Annotated in this window: 10 protein-coding genes and 1 pseudogene; 9 read left to right on the top strand and 2 right to left on the bottom strand. The window is 73.4% G+C overall.

Annotated features, from left to right (window positions below):
* Nucleotides 1-121: 121 nt before the first annotated feature.
* Complete coding sequence (locus AB1460_RS30360) at nucleotides 122-1570, bottom strand: hypothetical protein (protein WP_368965517.1); 1449 nt, start codon at nucleotides 1568-1570, stop codon at nucleotides 122-124.
* 168 nt (nucleotides 1571-1738) lie between these two features.
* On the bottom strand, nucleotides 1739-5701 hold the full coding sequence (gene eccCa / locus AB1460_RS30355; protein ID WP_368965516.1) for a type VII secretion protein EccCa: 3963 nt from the start codon (nucleotides 5699-5701) through the stop codon (nucleotides 1739-1741).
* 98 nt (nucleotides 5702-5799) lie between these two features.
* On the opposite strand from eccCa, the gene eccD reads away from it, so the two are divergent.
* The 9 genes and pseudogenes from eccD to AB1460_RS30310 all read left to right on the top strand — a co-directional run.
* Nucleotides 5800-7221, top strand: a complete 1422-nt coding sequence (gene eccD / locus AB1460_RS30350) for a type VII secretion integral membrane protein EccD (protein ID WP_368965515.1) — start codon at nucleotides 5800-5802, stop codon at nucleotides 7219-7221.
* A gap of 1 nt (nucleotide 7222) precedes the next feature.
* Entirely contained in the window at nucleotides 7223-8683 is a 1461-nt protein-coding gene (eccB, locus tag AB1460_RS30345; protein ID WP_368965514.1) for a type VII secretion protein EccB, read from the top strand.
* Between the two features lie 77 nt (nucleotides 8684-8760).
* Entirely contained in the window at nucleotides 8761-9120 is a 360-nt protein-coding gene (locus AB1460_RS30340) for a WXG100 family type VII secretion target (protein WP_368965513.1), read from the top strand.
* Between the two features lie 7 nt (nucleotides 9121-9127).
* Nucleotides 9128-9430, top strand: coding sequence for a hypothetical protein (locus tag AB1460_RS30335; RefSeq protein WP_368965512.1), 303 nt, complete (start codon nucleotides 9128-9130; stop codon nucleotides 9428-9430).
* Between the two features lie 147 nt (nucleotides 9431-9577).
* A complete protein-coding gene (locus AB1460_RS30330; protein ID WP_368965511.1) occupies nucleotides 9578-10078 on the top strand; it encodes a hypothetical protein in 501 nt (166 codons plus the stop codon).
* Between the two features lie 2 nt (nucleotides 10079-10080).
* Nucleotides 10081-12681 carry a hypothetical protein gene (locus AB1460_RS30325; protein WP_368965510.1) on the top strand — a complete coding sequence of 867 codons (2601 nt, stop codon included), beginning with the start codon at nucleotides 10081-10083 and terminating at the stop codon, nucleotides 12679-12681.
* Nucleotides 12682-12729: 48 nt separating this feature from the next.
* Nucleotides 12730-13182, top strand: coding sequence for a YbaB/EbfC family nucleoid-associated protein (locus tag AB1460_RS30320; RefSeq protein WP_368965509.1), 453 nt, complete (start codon nucleotides 12730-12732; stop codon nucleotides 13180-13182).
* Entirely contained in the window at nucleotides 13179-13520 is a 342-nt protein-coding gene (locus AB1460_RS30315) for a hypothetical protein (RefSeq protein WP_368965508.1), read from the top strand. The genes AB1460_RS30320 and AB1460_RS30315 overlap by 4 nt, the downstream gene beginning before the upstream one ends.
* A gap of 76 nt (nucleotides 13521-13596) precedes the next feature.
* A pseudogene (locus tag AB1460_RS30310) lies at nucleotides 13597-17300 on the top strand (hypothetical protein); the annotation flags it as partial.

The following is a 17300-nucleotide window of genomic DNA, read 5'->3' as shown; positions in this document are numbered from 1 at the left end:
GCTGGCAGGACGGCGTCCCCTACGACCCCACCGCCCACGGCGCACTCCAGACAGTCCTCAAACAAGACCAAAGAACGGTCGCCGATCAAGCTCGGCAAGTGGCGGCTTGACACAGGGCAACTCATGCGCGGCGGACCTCGGTGACCGCTCCGACTCCGGTGGTCGGGCCGACGCCGGCAAGGGCCTGGCCTCCGGTGGCCGTTCCGACCCCGGTGACCCTGTCGGCACCTGCGTCACCGCTCAGGCCCGGCACATACCAGACCGGGTCGGCCGTCGCGGGAGGGGCGTCCACGGCCGGGGGCTCCTCCAGTCGGAGGAGGTCGGCGAGCACCCGGTGCAGGGCGACCTCGTCGACGGGGCTGGGCGGGCCGGCCCCCAGCGCGTGCCGGAGCAGATCCGGATCGGGTGCGAGGCCGTAGGCCGTCAGGTAGTAGCTGACCGCGTCCGTCCACACCCAGCTGCCGTCGGTCCGGAACGTCAGTGGCACCACCACACCGCGCCCCGGCTCGACGATGTCGATCATGGTGGTGGACGTCCCGAGCACCGGTACGCCGGCGTCCAGGTAGGCGGCGATCCGCGCCTGGTCGGTGCCGTCGACCCGGGGGCGGTCCACGGCGAAGCGGGGTCCGTCCTGCGGGTCGACCTCGTCGAACACCCGGGCCACCGAGATCGGCACCGCGGGTTCGAGGGCCCACAGCAGCGCGCCGCCGGTGCGGGCGAGCACCTGGTAGGCGGGCGCCTCGCCGCCGGCCAGGCAGACCTCGACCTGCGGGTCGGGCTCGTCGACGGCTGCCAGCGCGGCCTGGAGCCGCCCCGCCATGGCGGCGAGCCCACCCACGGGCCGTGCGGGTTCGCCCGCGGGCGGTGTGGATCCGTCCGCGGGCAGCACGGGTTCGTCCGCGAGCCGGGCGGTCACGACGAACACCCGGCGCGGCCGCGGCCAGGGGGAGTTCCCGGCCGCCAGGCGCCAGGCGCGCCAGAGCCCGGCAGCGCCCGGCTCGGCGCGTACCGCCTCGATCATCGCGCGGTCGATCGCCCCGGATCTCCCGACGGGCATGCCCTGCCCGGTGGTCAGGTCCAGCGGCAGGAACGCCCACGGCGCGGCCGGGCCCGGCTCGGCGGCACAGAACCGCCAGGGTGTCACCGCGGCGGGCTCCGCCGGTGCGGATTCCAGCAGTCCGAGCAGCGCGTTGTCCGCGCCCGCGGCGCCGGACTCCCGACCCAGCAGGTCCACCACCTCGCCGGGTGCGGCGAACCGGCCGGCGACGAGGGCGAAGGTGACCGCGCGGGTGAGGTCGAGGAGACGTCCCTCGGCCAGCCAGCCGCGCGCCCGGGTGACCAGTTCGTCCGGCAGGACGCCGGCCAGGGTGAGCAGCGCCCGGTGCCAGTCCGCCACGAGCCCGGCGTCGAGGTCGAGGCCGAGCCCGGCGTCGGCAGGCTCCAGCTCGACAGGCTTCAGCTCGACAGGCTTCAGCTCGACAGGCTTCAGCTCGACAGGCTTCAGCTCGGCAGGCTTCAGCTCGGCAGGATCGGCCTCGACGGATGCAGGCTCGGTGTCGGCGTCCCTCACACTGCGCTCCTCACACGGACCAGTCGGGGTGCCGCTCCGCGGCCGGGCCCGTGATGGCGGACCGCCACGGGCCCGGTACGGGTCGGATCCCTCTGCCTGTGAACACGGGCCCTGCCGGCGAACGGTTCACCTCGCGTGTGCGCCGAGCCGCCACGGGCGAGGGCGGCGTCAGCTGGAGGCTGGGGAGACGTCCGCGTCGGCGGCGGGGACGAAGCCGGTCTGGATCAGCTGGCTGCCGCGCCGGGTGCAGACGAGTGCCCGGCCCGGCGGCAGGCTCCGCGGTCTGGTGCCGCCGAGCAGGGGGCCCTCCGAGCGCGGGCAGGAGAAGGCGATGTCGGGAGTGTTGAGTTCCTGCAGGCGGCGCAGCACCGGATCCATCGACATGCGCATCAGGCCGGCGGCCGCTCGGGTCAGGACCACGTGCAGCCCGATGTCGCCGCCCTGCGGCAGCAGCCGCACCAGGCTGGCCAGCGGGTTCTCCGGCCCGGCCAGCAGGTCGTAGTCGTCGATGAGCAGGAACAGCCGCGGTCCGCTCCACCAGTCGCGGCGGCGCAGCTGCTCGGGAGAGACGTCCGGGCCGGGCATGCGCGGGGTGAGCCCGGCGACGGCGTCCCTGACCGTCGCGGTGGTGCTGTCCGGGGAGACGGAGTAGCCGAGCCGGTAGTCGTCCGGGATGTCGTCGAAGATCCGGCGCCGGTAGTCGACCGCCATGATCCGGGCCTCGGCGGGGGTGTAGGCCCTGGTGATCGCCCGCGCGATCAGGCGCAGCAGGTTCGACTTGCCGCTCTCGTTGTCGCCGAGCGCGGTGAGGTGCGGGTTCGCGTCGAAGTCGTGCCAGACGGGTTCGAGGCGACTCTCGTCGACGCCCAACGCGACCCGCGCGCCCTGGGGGTCGGGCAGCTGCGCCACCGGCAGGCGGGCCGGCAGCGTGCGGACCCCGCGCGCCCGTGGGCCGGGCCAGGAGTCCTCGACGGCGGACACCAGGTTGCGGGTGCCGTGCGCGAGGTCGTCCACCGAGGCGGAGCCGTCGATCCGCGGGAGGGCGGCGAGGAAGTACAGCTTGCGGTCGGTGAGCCCGTGCCCCGGTGCACGGGGGACCGCGGCGGCGGCCCGCAGGTCGATGCCCGACTCGACCGGGTCGCCGAGCCGCAGCTCCAGCCGGGAACCGATCTTGTCGCGCATGCCGTGGTGGACCTCCGACCAGCGGCCCGCCGTGAGCACGAGGTGCACGCCGTAGTTCAGCCCGCGGCCGGCGAGGTCGCGGACGGCCTCCTCCGCCTGCTCGAACTCCTGGCGCAGGGTGAACCAGCCGTCCACGACCAGGAACAGGTCGCCGAACTCCTCCTCGGGCACCCGGCCGCCGGCCACCGCCTCCCGGTAGGCGGGCATGCCGGAGATGCCGAGGGCGGCGAACCGTCGTTCCCGGTCGGTGAGCACGGCGACGGCCTCGGCCACCGTCCGGTTGACCCGGTCGGGGTCGTGCCGGCCGGTGACGCTGCCGACGTGCGGCAGGTCGGCGAGGCCGGCGAGGGCGCCGCCGCCGAAGTCCAGGCAGAAGAACTGGACCTCGGCGGGGGAGTGGGTGAGCGCCAGGCAGCAGACCAGCGACCGCAGCAGGGTGCTCTTGCCACTCTGCGGGCCGCCCGCGATGCCGAGATGCCCGCCGACCCCGCCGAGGTCGACCACCAGCAGGTCCCGGATCTGTTCGAACGGCTTGTCGATCATCCCGATGGGTACCTTCAGCCGTTCGGTAGTGGCGACCGGCCGCAGCCCGTGCTCGGGGTCGGGCAGCAGTGGGGGGAGCACCTGGTCCAGTGTCGGCGGCTGCTCCAGCGGCGGCAGCCAGACCGGGTGCGCCGGCGGGCCCTGGCCGACCAGCCGGTCGACCAGCACCTCCATCACCGTGCTGGCACCGTCGGCCGGCTCGGGCTCGTCCGGCGCCGACTCGCGGACGACGACCGGCGCGTGCCGGGTGTCGTAGCGCAGCACCTGGCTCTCGATGACGTCCTGGCGGACGCGGGTGGAGCGCAGCCGGTAGGGGCCCGAGACGTAGGCGGCCTTGAACCGGGTGATCGTCGCGACGTCGGAGCGCAGGTAGCCGTTGCCCGGGGCGGGCGGCAGCTCGTAGGCGTCGGGCACGCCGACCACCGCCCGCGACTCCATCGCCGAGAACGTCCGCAGCACCACGCGGTAGGAGAGGTGGCCCTCGACCTGGTGGATCCGGCCCTCCTCCAGCCGCTGCGAGGCGAGCAGCAGGTGGACGGCCAGCGAGCGCCCGAGCCGGCCGATCATGACGAACAGCTCGACGAAGTCCGGGTGCGCCGCGATCAGCTCGCTGAACTCGTCGATGACGACGAACAGTGTCGCCAGCGGTGCCAGCGGCCGGCCCTGGGCACGGGCCTGCTCGTAGTCACGCACCGAGCTGAAGTTGCCGGCGGCGCGCAGCAGCTCCTGCCGGCGGACGAGCTCGCCGTGCACCGCGGCCCGCATCCGGTCCACCATCGCGGCCTCGTCCGCCAGGTTCGTGATGGTCGCCGACACGTGTGGCAGCCGGTCCAGCCCGGCGAAGGTCGCGCCGCCCTTGAAGTCGACGAGCACGAAGTTCAGTGTCTCGGACGAGTGGGTGACGGCCAGCGCGAGCACGAGGGTGCGCAGCAGCTCGCTCTTGCCCGAGCCGGTGGCGCCGATCAGCATGCCGTGCGGCCCCATGCCGTTCTCGGCCGACTCCTTGATGTCGAGCTCGATCGGGGAGCCGTCGGCCGCCACCCCGATCGGCACCCGCAGCCGGGCGGCGCCCTGGGCGGCCTGCCAGCGGGCCAACGGGTCGAACCGCTCCAGGTCGCCGAGGCCGAGCAGATCCGGCAGGTCGAGGTCGCGGGTCAGTCCGTCGCTGGTCGGCTCGGCGTTCTCGCCCGCGCTGTGCCGGGCCATCAGCCGGGCGAGCGTCGTCACCCTGGTGCGGGAGAGGCGGTCCGGTGCCGCGAGCCGCCTGCGCACCTCGCGTCCCACCCGGTCGCGTTCAAGGACCTCGACGTCGGTGTCGGTGACGTCGAGGTGGAGCACACGGCGTTCGTTGCTGCCGGGGGGATGCCCGTCGAAGTCCACCAGGACGGCGTTGCGGTAGCCGGAGAGCAGGAACCGCGAGCCGGGGGAGATCCGGCCGCCGTCGCTGACCACGACGACGAACGGCTCGGCCGGCGAGGGCGTGGCGCTCGCGTCGTAGCGGGATCTTTCGCCGAAGGCCTGGCCGAGCAGCCGCTCGACGTCCTCCAGCGAGTTCCCGAACAGCCGGACCGGGCCGGCGGCGTCCTGGTTGGCCGGGTGCTGGGCGTGCGGGAGCCATTTGACCCAGCTCCACTCGTCGGCGTGCTCCGCCGAGGCGGAGACGGCGATCTGCAGCTCGTCGGGGGCGTGGAAGGCGGCGAGCTGGGCGAGCACGGCGCGGGCGAGACCGAGGGCGGCCTCGCGCTCCCCGTCCACCCGGATCCGCGCGAAGCCGCGGATGTAGAGGGCGACCGGCTGGCGTGGCACCGTCGTGTACGCCCGGGTGAACCGGCGCAGTGCCTTCGCCGCCACCGGTTCGAGATCCTCCACCGGGCTGGTCTGCAACGGCGCGAGCGCGACGGCGAGGCGCTGGTCCCCGGTGCCGAGGCGCACCTCGCAGAAGTCGGGGTGCGCCGGCCGGCGTTCCCACAGCCGGCTGGTCATCGCCACCGACCACAGCGACTCCGGCTCCGGGTGCCGCCAGGCGAGCGCCTGGCGCTGCTTCTCCGCGTGGCCCCGGACCTGCCGCCGGGTCCGGGAGAGGTAGCGCAGGTAGTCCCGGCGCTCGCCGCCGATCTTCTGCCGGCGGTCGCCGGACTGCATCACGAACTGGCCCGCACCCATGCCGGCCATGCCGAGGACCATCACGCCCATCATCGCCATGCCCATGGGGCCGGACATCGCCCGACCCATGAACATGAACATCATGGCGCCCGACATCAGCGCCATCGGAACCACCATGATGAGCATGCGCATGCCGCCGGTCTGCACCTCCGGAACGGCGGGCGGCTCCTGGAGCGAGATCTCCCCGTGGGGCATCTCCGGCCCGGTGCGGCGGGTGGGCCGGCGGAAGGCAACCGTGGACATATCTCCTACACGGCTGCCCCACGACCCACGGCGGCACCGCCTGTGTGGTGTGCGTCACATGCATGAACCGACCTCGTCGCGGTGGCCGTGCGGAGAGCATGGGACAGACCAGCACGACGGAGGTGTGCCGCCTCCTCGTCGTCGGCCCGACCAGCCAGGTCGACCTGTCCGTGCCCGCGCACATCCCGCTCTCCGACCTGGCGCCGGCGCTGCTGCGCAGCCTCGGCGAGGACCTGGCCGACCGCGGGCTGGAGCACAGCGGCTGGGTCGTCCAGCGGCTCGGCGAGGCCCCGCTCGACGATGACCTCACCGTCTCCGACCTCGGCCTGCTCGACGGCGACATGGTGTGCGTCCGGCCCCGCTCCGACCAGCTGCCGCCGCTGGACTTCGACGACCTGATCGACGGCGTCGCCACCGGGATGCGCACCCGCTCCGGCCGGTGGCGGCCCGGTGCCACCAGGGTCGCCTCGCTGGCGACCCTGGCCACGCTGCTGGCGACGGTGCTCGCCCTTCCCCTGCCGGGCGGGGCCACCGGGGTCGGCGTCGTGGGCGCGGGGCGCGGCGCGGCCCTGGCGGTCGTGGCGGCAGTGCTCTTCGCCGGGACGGTGGTGGCCGGCCGGGCGCTGCGGGACGGGGCGATGGCCGCCGTCCTCGGCTGCGCGGCGGTCGCCGCCGCGGTCGAGGGGGTCGTGCTGGCCCTCGCCGACACCGGGCCGCGGTTGGACCCCCCGTCGGCGGCGGGCATGATCATGACCGCCGCGCTGGTCGGCGGCCTCGTCGCGCTGTGCCTGCTGATCGCGGCCTCCGGGCTGGAAGCCCTGCTGCAGGTCGGCGTCGCGGTGTTCCTCCTGGCCCTCGCCGCGGTCCTGGCCGGCTGGCTCAGATCGGCGGTGGACCTGTCGTGGACCCGCTCGGCGGCGCTGTGGCTGGTCGCCGCCGCCGCGGCGCGGCCGATGGTGCCGATGGCCGGGTTCAAGCTCGCCGGGATGGAGCTGCCACCGCTGCCCGTCGAGCCGGACGAGCTGCAGGACGACCTGGACCCGGAGCCCGGCGAGGAGGTGCTCGCCCGCACCGCGCTGGCCGACCGGTACATGACCGCCCTGCACGCGGCCTGCGGGGCGTTGTCGGGCGCCGCGCTGGTCCGGCTCGCGTTCTCGCCCGGCTGGGTGCCGGCGACGCTCGTCGTCCTCGCCGCGCTCGCGCAGCTGCTGGTCCTGCGCCCGATGACCAGTGTCTGGCACCGGGTGGCGCTGGGAGTGCCGGCCGGCGCCGGGCTGCTCGCTGTGCTCGCCTCCCTCGCGCTGGGGCCGGGACGGACCGGTGACCAGGTGGCCCTCTGGCTGACGCTGGCCCTGGCCCTGGTCTGTGCCGGCGTCACCCACGTTCTCGGCCGACGCCGGCTCACGCCGATCTGGGGCCGGCTCGGCGACTGGGCGCACACCGGTGCCCTGGTGCTGGCCGTGCCGCTGGTCGTGTCCGTCCTCGGCGGCATCACGCTGGTGCGCTCGGTGGTGACCTGACATGCAGTCCCGCCGTGACCAGGTCGACGCGCAGAGCTGCCTGACGGCCCGTCTCACCAGCGCGCTCGTCCGCGCCGATCCCGACGCGCTCGAGTCGCCGACCCGGCGTGACACCCGCGGTCTGCTCGGCGGCCTCGTGCTGGCCGCCCTGATGCTCGCCGGCGTGGCCGGCTGGGCGTACCTGTCTCCCGGCGGGTCGACGGCCTGGCGAGCGCCCGGCTCCCTCGTTGTCGACAGATCGAGCGGCGCCCAGTACCTGTTCGTCGGCGGTGTGCTGCGCCCGGTGCGCAACGCCGCGTCGGCGCGCCTGTTCGTCGACGGGGCCGTCAGCCCCGTGGTGGTGGCCGGGTCCCGGCTGGCCGGCGTGCCCCGCGGTGCCCCGATCGGGATACCGGACGGCCCGGAGGTGCTTCCCCCGGCCGACGCGCTGAACACGGGTGTGTGGCGGGCCTGCGCCGGCGACGGGACGGGTGCTCCAATCGTCGTCGACATCGGCAGCCCGCGGGCGCCGGCCAGGATCGGGCCCGACGAGAGCCTGTTCGTCTCCTCCGAAGGCCGGGAGTACCTGCTGTGGCGCGGCCAGCGGCTGGCCATGACCCGCCCGTGGGTCGCCGACGTGCTGGGCTACGGCGCCGCCACTCCGATCGAGGTGCCCGCGGCCTGGCTGGAGCTGCTCGCGGCCGGGCCCGACCTCGCACCGGTCGCGGTCGCGGGGCGAGGCTCGCCCGGTCGCGTCGTCGGCGGCCGCGAGGTCCCCGTCGGCGAGATCTTCTCGATCTTCGGCTCCGAGGAGAGCACGGCGTACTACATCCTGCTCGCGGACGGCCTCGCGCCGCTCACCACCATCCAGCTCCAGCTCGCCCAGGCGGAGGCGGGCAGCTCCGCGACCCGGCCCGCCACGGCCGCGGACCTGGTGTCCGTCCCGCTCGTCGAGCTGCCCGAGGCACAGCACCTGCTGCCGGCGCGCCCGCCCGCCCTCGTCGAGCCGCTCGCCGGCGAGGCGGCATGTGCCGAGTCCCCCGGTGTGCGGGCCGTCCCGCCGGCGCCCCGCGCGGGCACCGGGGCCGGTGCGGCACCCGCGCGGGGCGCCGGCGGGGGCGAGACGCCGGAGGCGGGCGCCGGCGGTCTCCCGCCGTCCGCCGCCACGGACGACACCGTGCTGGACCTCGCGCTGGCACCGCTGCCCGCGGCGGCCGGCGCGGCGGGCCCGGACGATGCCGGCCAGCTGCCGGCTGCGGTCCAGGTACGCGCCGGGCGGGGTGCTCTGCTCGTCCCCGACGCGGACCTGCCCGCCGAGGACCAGCAGAGCCTGCTGATCGACGGCAGTGGGACGGCCTTCCCACTCGCCCCCGACGCCGTCGAGGCACTCGGCTACCGGATCGAGCAGGCGGTGGCCGTCCCCCGCCAGCTGCCGCTGCTCCTGCCCAGGGGACCCACGCTCGGCCTGATCCAGGCGCGGTGATGTTCCCCGGGCACCCACCTTCGTCCCCGGCACCGAACGGTGCCGGAGACCACCGGACGGAAACAGGAGGCTGACGCATGGCGGTGCCCATTCTCGTCAAGGACGAGGTAACCACCAACGCGATGATCGTCGCGTTCGACAAATGCCAGGACGAGTGCGCCGTCATCGCCCAGACGGTCGCCACCGCGGAGATCGAGATCGGCGGCCACTGGGGCGGTGTGGCGGCGACCGAGTACCGCAACGCCATGCGGAACTGGATGGACGGTTTCACCAAGGTGCAGCAGGGGCTCAACATGCTCAACGCGTCGATGGCCGAATACGCCAAGATCACCGACATCGCCGACGACGAGGCACTGCAGGCCGGCTCCGGTTGGGCTCTCCCGCCGGTGGCCACCCAGCCGACGATCGGCGCGACCGTGTTCACCACGGGTCGGTGACGCGGTCATGGCCACGTACAACTTCAACCCGAACGGTGCTCTTGACACCGCCGACGAGCTCGCGAAGGTCCACACCCTGCTGATGGCCTCGCTGGACGACCTGGAAGTGAAGATCGCCACCTTCCTGACCGCCAACGAAGGGCAGGCGCCGGAGGTCTACCTGCGGGCGCAGAGCCTCTGGAACGAGGGTCAGGCGCAGATGAGCGCCTCGATCGCCGACGGCACGAAACGCCTGGGCTGGATCCACGACAACTACCTGCTCGGTGACCTCAAGGGAGCTGTCGCCTTCGGCGACGGCGTCTCCATCTGACGGCCGGCCGACCGCATACGGCTGCTTCTCGCACGGCTGTTCCGCTGCCGTGTACGGACCGCCCGGCGGGCCCGCGCACCCCTCCCGATCGCGGGCCCGCCGGGCAACTCTCTCGCCCAGTGACCGAAACAGACGGTAGGCGCCGACATGCAGCTGGAATTCAGCGACCCGAGGCTCATAGCCTGGAACAAAAAGTACGGCGAGATGGTGGCCGAAATCGACACCCGGTTGGTCGGCTACCAGTGGGATCCCCACGAGCGGGCCTTCCTCTCCCTGGGCGAGCCCTTCCCGCTGAAGGTCGGCAGTGGCGGTTTCGTGCAGGGCGTGGCCCTCCTGAAGGCGCTGGACACCACCCGGCAGAAGATCGTCGAACGGATGGGTGTCGTCCATTCCGGTGCGTATGGCATCACCTGGGGCACGCAGTACCTCCTCGAGGAGACGGACTCGGTGGAGGAGCGGAACGCCATGACCGCCAGCGAGTTCGGCGCGTACTTCCCTCCCGCCGGCGGCTCCGGAGGCGGTGGTGCCGGCCTCGGCGGTGGCGTCGGCGGTGGCGTCGGCGGTGGCGCGGGAACCGGTGGCGGCCTGCCCGCTCCGGGAGGTGGTTCCGGCACGGGCAGGCCGCCCGGCGCGGGAACGGGCGCCTGACGATGGCGGTCGGTGACGAAGGGAAGATCGAGGACGTCGTCAGGGAGGTCTTCGGCCACACCCTCGGCGCGGGGAGCGCGGGCGGCCAGCCCGCGGCCGCGCCTGGCGGCGGGGGCCAGCAGGCGGCCCCGGGAGGTGTTCTCGACCCCCAGCTGCGCCCGGACAACATCCGGGCGCAGGGACCGCCCTGGCTGATCGCCGAGCCACGCCAGGAGGCCTACAAGACCAACGGCAGCCACAAGCCGGCCTATCTCAACAACTCGGTCGTCTTCTGGCGGTGGATGACCGCTGACTGGGGCTCGAACATCGAGTGGCTCCGGGTGTGGTTCGGCGCCAAGGGTGAGCTGGACAGCGAGTCGAAACGGAACTCGCCGACCCCGGCGAAGGCCGACGGCAGCCCGTTCCAGAAGATCGGCAGCGCCTGGGAGAACCTCCGGGTCATGCTGCCGTTGCTTATCGGTGGTAATTCGGAATCCGTGTTCGACGTGCGGAGCCTGGAGGGCGTCAGCCTCGCGCTGCAGGGCATCGCTGCTTTCGCGCAGAAGGTCTATGACGATCTGACCGTCGACATCACCGGCATCGACACGAAGTCGGTGGAGTTCTCCGGTTCCTCCGCACAGGCCTTCCGGGACCGGGTGTGGGAGGCCCGCCGGGGAGTCGTCGACCTGGCGCGCGAGATCAAGGAGTGGGAGGTTCCGCTCCAGAACTCACTCGCCGCCGCGCGGGATTTCCTGACCCAGCTGGACCTCGACCTGCGCTACTGGCAGGGCGAGCAGGTCGACGCCCGGCCGCTGCCGCCCGGTGAGCCGGGAAATGTCTGGATCCAGCCCGCCGTACTGATCTCCGCGATGTTCAACAGTGCCTATGTGTTCGACACCTACGAGCCCAACAACCGGAACGCCTCCGGCGGCCTGTTCGACACCGGGGACATCCGCGGCGGGCGGGGCCTGCACGAGGCAGGCCTCACCGACGACGAAGATGTCTGGGGTGAGATGTACATCCGCTTCCCGGAGTGGAGCGGTGTCGTCGGAGATTTTCCGGTGCTGCGCGAGCCCTCGTGGATCGCCATCGACCAGGCGATCCGGACGAACTGGGCGAACCGGGTGCAGAACAGTTTCGCGCCGACGCTGGAGAAAGCGAAGAAGATGCGGGCCGAGTTCGCCAGGACGGCCTCCCTCGTCAACCTGCCGACGATGCCCCCCAGTCGGCCGGCCGGCCCACCGGGAGGCGGCGGCCTGGGCTCCGGTGGCCCGAATGACCTGAGTGACCTCTTCAAGGACCTGAACGACAACATCGGCGCCGGTTTCAAGGGCCTCGACAAGAACATGGGCCTGGAGCTGGAAGGTCTCGCGGGTGGGATCGGCAAGGGTCTCGGTGACCTGAACGGCAACCTGGGTAAAGGCTTCGGAGGCCTCGGCGGCCTTGGCGCGGGTGGTGGTCTCGGCGCGGGTGGTGGTCTCGGTGGTCTCGAGACCGGCGGCGGTCTCGGTGGCCCTGGTCTTGGTGGTGGTCTCGGTGGCCCTGGGGGTGGTGATCCTGGTGGTCTGGAGAGCGGTGGTGGTGTTCTTGGTGGTCTCGGTGGCCTGGAAGGTGGCGGTGGCCTCGGCAGTCCTGGGGGTGGTTCTGTAGGCGGTGGTTTCGGTGGCGGCGTCGGTGGGCTTGGCGGCCTCGGGGGCGGCCTCGGAGGACAGCCCGGCACCGGCACCGGCAGCGGGTTCGGCGCCGGCGGCGGGCTTGGTGGGCTTGGCGGGCTTGGGGGCGGGTCCCTGGGGAGGCCGAGCAGCCTGGGTGACCTGACCCCGGCCCAGCTCGGCGAGCTGGCGGACGCGGGGCTGCTCGACTCCCACCCGCTGACCCCCGCCCAGGCCGAGGCGCTCCGCGAAGCCGGCTTCGACACCGACGGCCTGCGCAATCTCGGCGACCTCACTCCCGAACAGCTCGGGACCCTGCAACGCGAAGGCCTGCTCGACGGCCTCCCGCTCGGCGACGCGGATCTGGAGGCCCTTCGTGACGCGGGCCTGCTCCCTCCGGGCACCTCAGGGCTGGGCGGAGGACTGGAGGTTCCGCGGTTCGGCGGCGGAGGCCTGGGTGGGCTGCCCGGACCCACGCCGAGCACGCAGTTCCCCACCAGGATCGACGGTCTGGACGTGACTCCGGTGTCGCCCGGCGGCGCAGGCTCGGGGACGGCGGTCGGGGACATCCGTCAGCCGATGACCCGGGCCGTCGGCAGCGCCGGCGGTGGGTTCGGCACGTCCGGCGTCAACCTGCCTGGGACGGAGGGCCTCGTCGTCCCCGGTGTGGGCACGGGACCGACCGCGGGCGGAACCGGCGCCGCGGCCGCCGGCCAGGCGGGCGGGATGCCGTTCATGCCCATGCCGATGGGCATGGGCGGCGGGGCACCGATGGGGGGCGCGGGCCAGTCGCGGGAACGCCAGCGCAACACCTGGCTGACCGAGGACGAGGAGGTCTGGGGCACCGATCCCGAATGCGGCCCGGCTGTCGTCGGCCGCGACGACACACCGACACACGAGGACTCCCCGTACCGCGACCCGGACCTGCCCACCTCGGCACCAGGCCGCGGCGGCCGTGTCCGGCGGCGCTGACCAGGCCCGGCGGCGGGCGATCCGGACGACACCGCAGGAGGCTCGGCGATGAACCCGTTCGACGACGAGATGCTGGACACCGCGCTCGCGAACCTGGCCCGCACCGGCGAGGCCGCGCAGCGCATGATGCGGGAGGGCGACGACGTCACCTCCCGGGCCAGTGACAGAACCAGGATGGTCACCGTCACCGTAGGCGGTCACGGCACCCTGAAGAAGATTGTTTTTCGCGGTGACGCCTACCGGGAGCTGCCACCGGCCGAGCTTGCCGACATCCTGGTGAAGACCATCGAACGGGCCCGCCAGAAGGCGCGGGACCGGGCACTGGCCATGGTCCAGGACCTCCTTCACGATGTGCCGGTCGTCGGGCTCGACATCCCCCGGCCCGAGAACGCGGACGAGTTCATGTCCGAACTCTTCGACATGTTCACGCAGAACATTCCGGAGGCCGGTGGCCGGCCGGCCGGGCCGGGCAGTCCGGACCGGAAGGGAAACTGGACATGAGTGCCGAGCCGCTGTGGCACGACGGTGACGCGATCGGAGAGAAGGTCCCGGCGCTCTTCTCCTTTCAGGACGCGCTCGCCCTTTTCGCGCTGAAGCTCGCGGAGACGCTCGCCAGGTATCCGTTCGCCACGGGTGTGGAGGACGAGATGTCCAAGACCGCGGGGAAAACCTTCGAGCAGCTGATCGACTCCTTCGGGCAGATCTTCGGCGCGCTCGGGGAGGCGGTCGGCCTGCAGGGTGACCGGCTGCAGGTCGTGCGGGGCATCGGCGAGCAGACCGAGGGCGACGCGACGACGCAGGCCGGCGCCTGGGGCGGGTCCGGCGGGCATCGCGGCTGAGGCCGCGATCGGGAGGCTCCGTCGGCCGGACCGGCCCGGGCTTCGCGCCCACGCGTGAGGGAGGGAGGGGCGGCAGGTGTCCAGATCGTTGGACGACGCGGTCTTCGCGTTCACCGGGATGCGCCTGCCCCAGGCCGACGTCCAGATGATGTGGGCCCTTGCCGCCGCCCTGAAAACCTACGGCGACCAGGTCGTCAACGGTCTCTCCCCGGACCTGCGGGAGCTGGTCCGCGCCGTGCAGTCGTCCGTCGGCGGCAGCCCGGGGCGCAGGTTCGTGAGCCAGACCTCGAAGTTCGTCATCGACCCTCCCCATCTGCTGCCGCAGGGCGGGCTGATGCTCAGGACGGGCGCGAGGAGTCTGGACGACACCGCGCTGCAGATGGACTACATGCGCAAACAGGGCATCACGATGTTCGCCTTCATGATGGCCCAGCTCCTGGAGGCACTGGCGTCAGGCTTCTTCGGCGCGGGTTACGCGCTGGCTCTCATGGAGTACTACCGGTGGTATCTCCGGTCCCTCCTGATCTTCCTGATGAAACGCGTCGAACTCCGCATCCTGCTGATGCAGATGCTTTTCATGCCGGGGTCCTCGCTCATCGCCATGATCGACCAGATCGTGGACGGCCGGCGCAAGGGGCTGGACAACAAGGAACTCGGCCGCATGACCCTGTACGCACTGGTCGGCACGGGGACCACCCTCCTCGGCCTGCCGCTCCTGACGAAGACGACGACCATGTTCGACGATCTACTCAAGAACGTGGGGGTCGCCGGCGGCGTCGACAACTACGCGGCGGGACTGTTCAACACCACCTCGGGATCGATGTTCCTGGAGACCCTGGGCGACTTCTTCGGCAAGGGCATCGTGGACGGGAAGTGGGTCCTCGACCCCTACGGAGTGATGGCGGGCGCAGCCGAGGGCGCAGCGGAGTTCGTGGCCGAGCGCGGGGGGCGGTCCGCCCGCAACATGGCCCAGACCCCGGACCTCGATCTGAGCACCGTGGACGTCGGGTCGATCGGGCCGGGCGGCCTGGGCGCCGGTACGACGCCAGGAGCCAGCCCGAACCCGGGCCCGGATCCGAATGTGGAGCCCGGCACGGGCACCGGTGCGGTCACGGCCGGCGCTCCGGATCCGGACACGGCCAGCCTGCCGGATTCGGATGCGGCGAGCGTCGCGGATTCGGACCTGTGGTCCGAGACGTCCGATGCGGACGCCTGGAGCCTGACCGACCTCTCTGACGACGAGGTGCCGGATCCCGCGGCTGTCCCGCTCGGGACGGGCGGCACCGCGGAGCTGAAAGGCGAGCCGGCCGACCCTGCTGTCTCACCGGCTGGCGGCCCCCTCACCCCCGGTGGCCCCGACCCGGGCGGCGACACCCGTGGCGGGACCCCTCCGCCCGCCGGCGACGGTGCCGATCCCGCCGGTGCGGTGCCGGGCTCGGTACCCGACCGCGGCCAGACACCGGCCCCGGAGATCCCCGGCCTGGCCGAGGGGCCGGGGGCGGGTGGCGGACCGGACGCGGGCGGAGCAGTTCCTGCTGCCGTCCCACCGGCCGGGGTTGCGCCGGCCAGCGAACAACCGCCGGGGGGCGGCCTGCCCCCTGCCGGTCCGCCCCCGGACGGCCCGCCTCCCGACGGCCCTCGGTCGCCGCTTCCGGCGGGGCAGCCGCCGGACGGTGCGCCGGCCACGCAGCCGCAGTCCGGCACCCCCCTGGGAGCGGTTCCACCCGCCGACAGCCCACCGCCGGGCGAGGTGGCTGCGGGGGGCGGTGTGCCGCCTGCCGGCCCGCCCGCGCCTGGCCTGCCGTCCGGTGACCCGGTGGTGGGCACCGGCGCGCCGGACGGCGGCGATCCGGCGGCGGGTGGTGCGCCGCCAGCCAGCCCGCCCTCCGGGCCCGCCGATCCTCCGGGCCCGCCGAGCCCCGGGACGGTATCGGCCCCGCCGCCCGCGGGCGAACCCACCACCTCCGGCCCCGTGGGCCCAACCGGGTTGCCCGCTCCTCCTTTCGCTGGTCCCGCCGGTCCCGCACTCGGTGGTGCCACAGACGTCACGCCTGCGCCGACCACCGCGACGGGGGGCCCGTCGACGCTGGTGGACAACTCCACCCGGACAGCGGGCGTCCCGCCGGTGATCCCGCCCGCCCCGGCCGGGCCGACGGCGCTGCCGGAAGCGGGCTCCCTGCCAGCGGGTTTCCCGACGGCGGGTTTCCCGACGGCGGTTCCAGCGGCTTCGGTCGCCGGCAGCCCGCCTGTCGGCCCGCATCCGCTCGGGCAGTGGGCGAGGTCGGCATCCGAGCACCTGGCACCGGCGGGAACGCCGGCCGCGGATCACGACGGTGCCGCCGCGCCGGAGATGTCCTCCCGGGAGGGGGAGGCCGTGGGGCTGGCGCGGCAGGATCCGGTGTCGCTCCCGACGGCGCAGACTGCTCCGGTGCCGGTGCCGGTGCCGGTGCCGGTGCCGGTGCTGGACCCGGGACCGGCGGCGGAACCGATGACCGCGGCCTATTGGATCAACATCGCGAGGTCGGTGCGGAACCACCTCGGGGACCCGGACCTACTGAGCGGTTTCACCGATGACCAGATCCGGGCGGAATATCAGCGCCAGATCGCGGCACCGGGCGGTGCCAAACGCACGGAGCGCAGTCTCGTCCAGCAGACCGCCTGGATGCTCGCGTTCGGGCGTTCGCCTGGGCTGCGTGGCGGGGCACGGCCCGGCGAGGGGCCGTCCGCCGGGCCGCCGGCCCCGGCGGAGGCCGCTGGTCCGGCAGGCGGGGTTCGGCCGGATTCGGAGGCCGGCCCGCCGGATCTCCGGGTAACGGTGGATCTGCCCGCGCGGGTACAGGAGTTCGACGGTCGGGGCGTGGGGCTGGAGCGCCTGCGTGTGTTCGCGCACCAGACGGCGGCTGAGGTGGTCCGCCGGCATCGTCAGGGGGCCCGGCCGGTGGCCGTGCTCGTGGAGGGCGGGGGCAACGGCCAGCTTTTCGGGGGCGGCCCGGTCGTCGAGTCCGGGTCGCGGCGGGCCGCCTCGGTGCGGGAGTTTCTGGAGGCGCTGATAGCGGGCGCTCTCGTCGGTACGGGTGTGCCGGCGGATGCGGTCCGGGTCGTGACGAGGAACCGGGGGCGCGGGGCGTCCTCGGCTCCTTTCCTGGGCCGGGTGTCGTCGTCGCGGGAGCGGCGGCAGGTGGTGGGCTGGGTGGAGCTGGCGGCCGACGCGCCGCGGGCGGCCCCGCCAGGTGGGCCGGACGGGGCACGCGAAGCCCTGGAGCGGTCATGGCGCGGGGTCCATGACGTCGAGGTGGACGCGGGGCGGGGGGTGGTGTTCGCCACCGAGGTGGCGGAGCTGGTGGAGGCCGCTGGCGCTGTTGTCTCGCCACCGGGTGTGGTCGCAGTGATGTTGCCGCGGACCGCCGAGGGCGAGCTGGGGCTGCCCGGGTCGGGGCGGTCCGCCGGTACGGAGCGGCTGTCGGCCGGGATGTTCCGGGTGCTGTTGGAGTCGGCGGGCTGGCGCGGTGGCCCGGTGCAGATCTGGGCACCGTCTCGTTCGGACTCTCCGCAGCGGCGAAACGCGCTGCGTGCCCAGCTGGAGGTTTTCGGACTGGGTCTGGGAACGGAGATCTGGCTGCCGGCGGTGGGCAGCGGTCAGCAGGTCACGACACAGGGCCTGCGGGTGACGGGCCGCCAGCCGAACTGGCGTGTTCTCACACCGAACGGCGAGGAGATGGGGCGAGGAGCGGTGGCTCCTCCGGTCTGGCTTGAGCCTGCCGACGGGGGAGGGCTGGGGGT

The sequence above is a fragment of the Parafrankia sp. FMc2 genome (genome assembly GCF_041008525.1).
Classification (GTDB): Bacteria; Actinomycetota; Actinomycetes; order Frankiales; family Frankiaceae; genus Parafrankia.
This window is presented reverse-complemented; position numbering and strand designations above follow the sequence as displayed.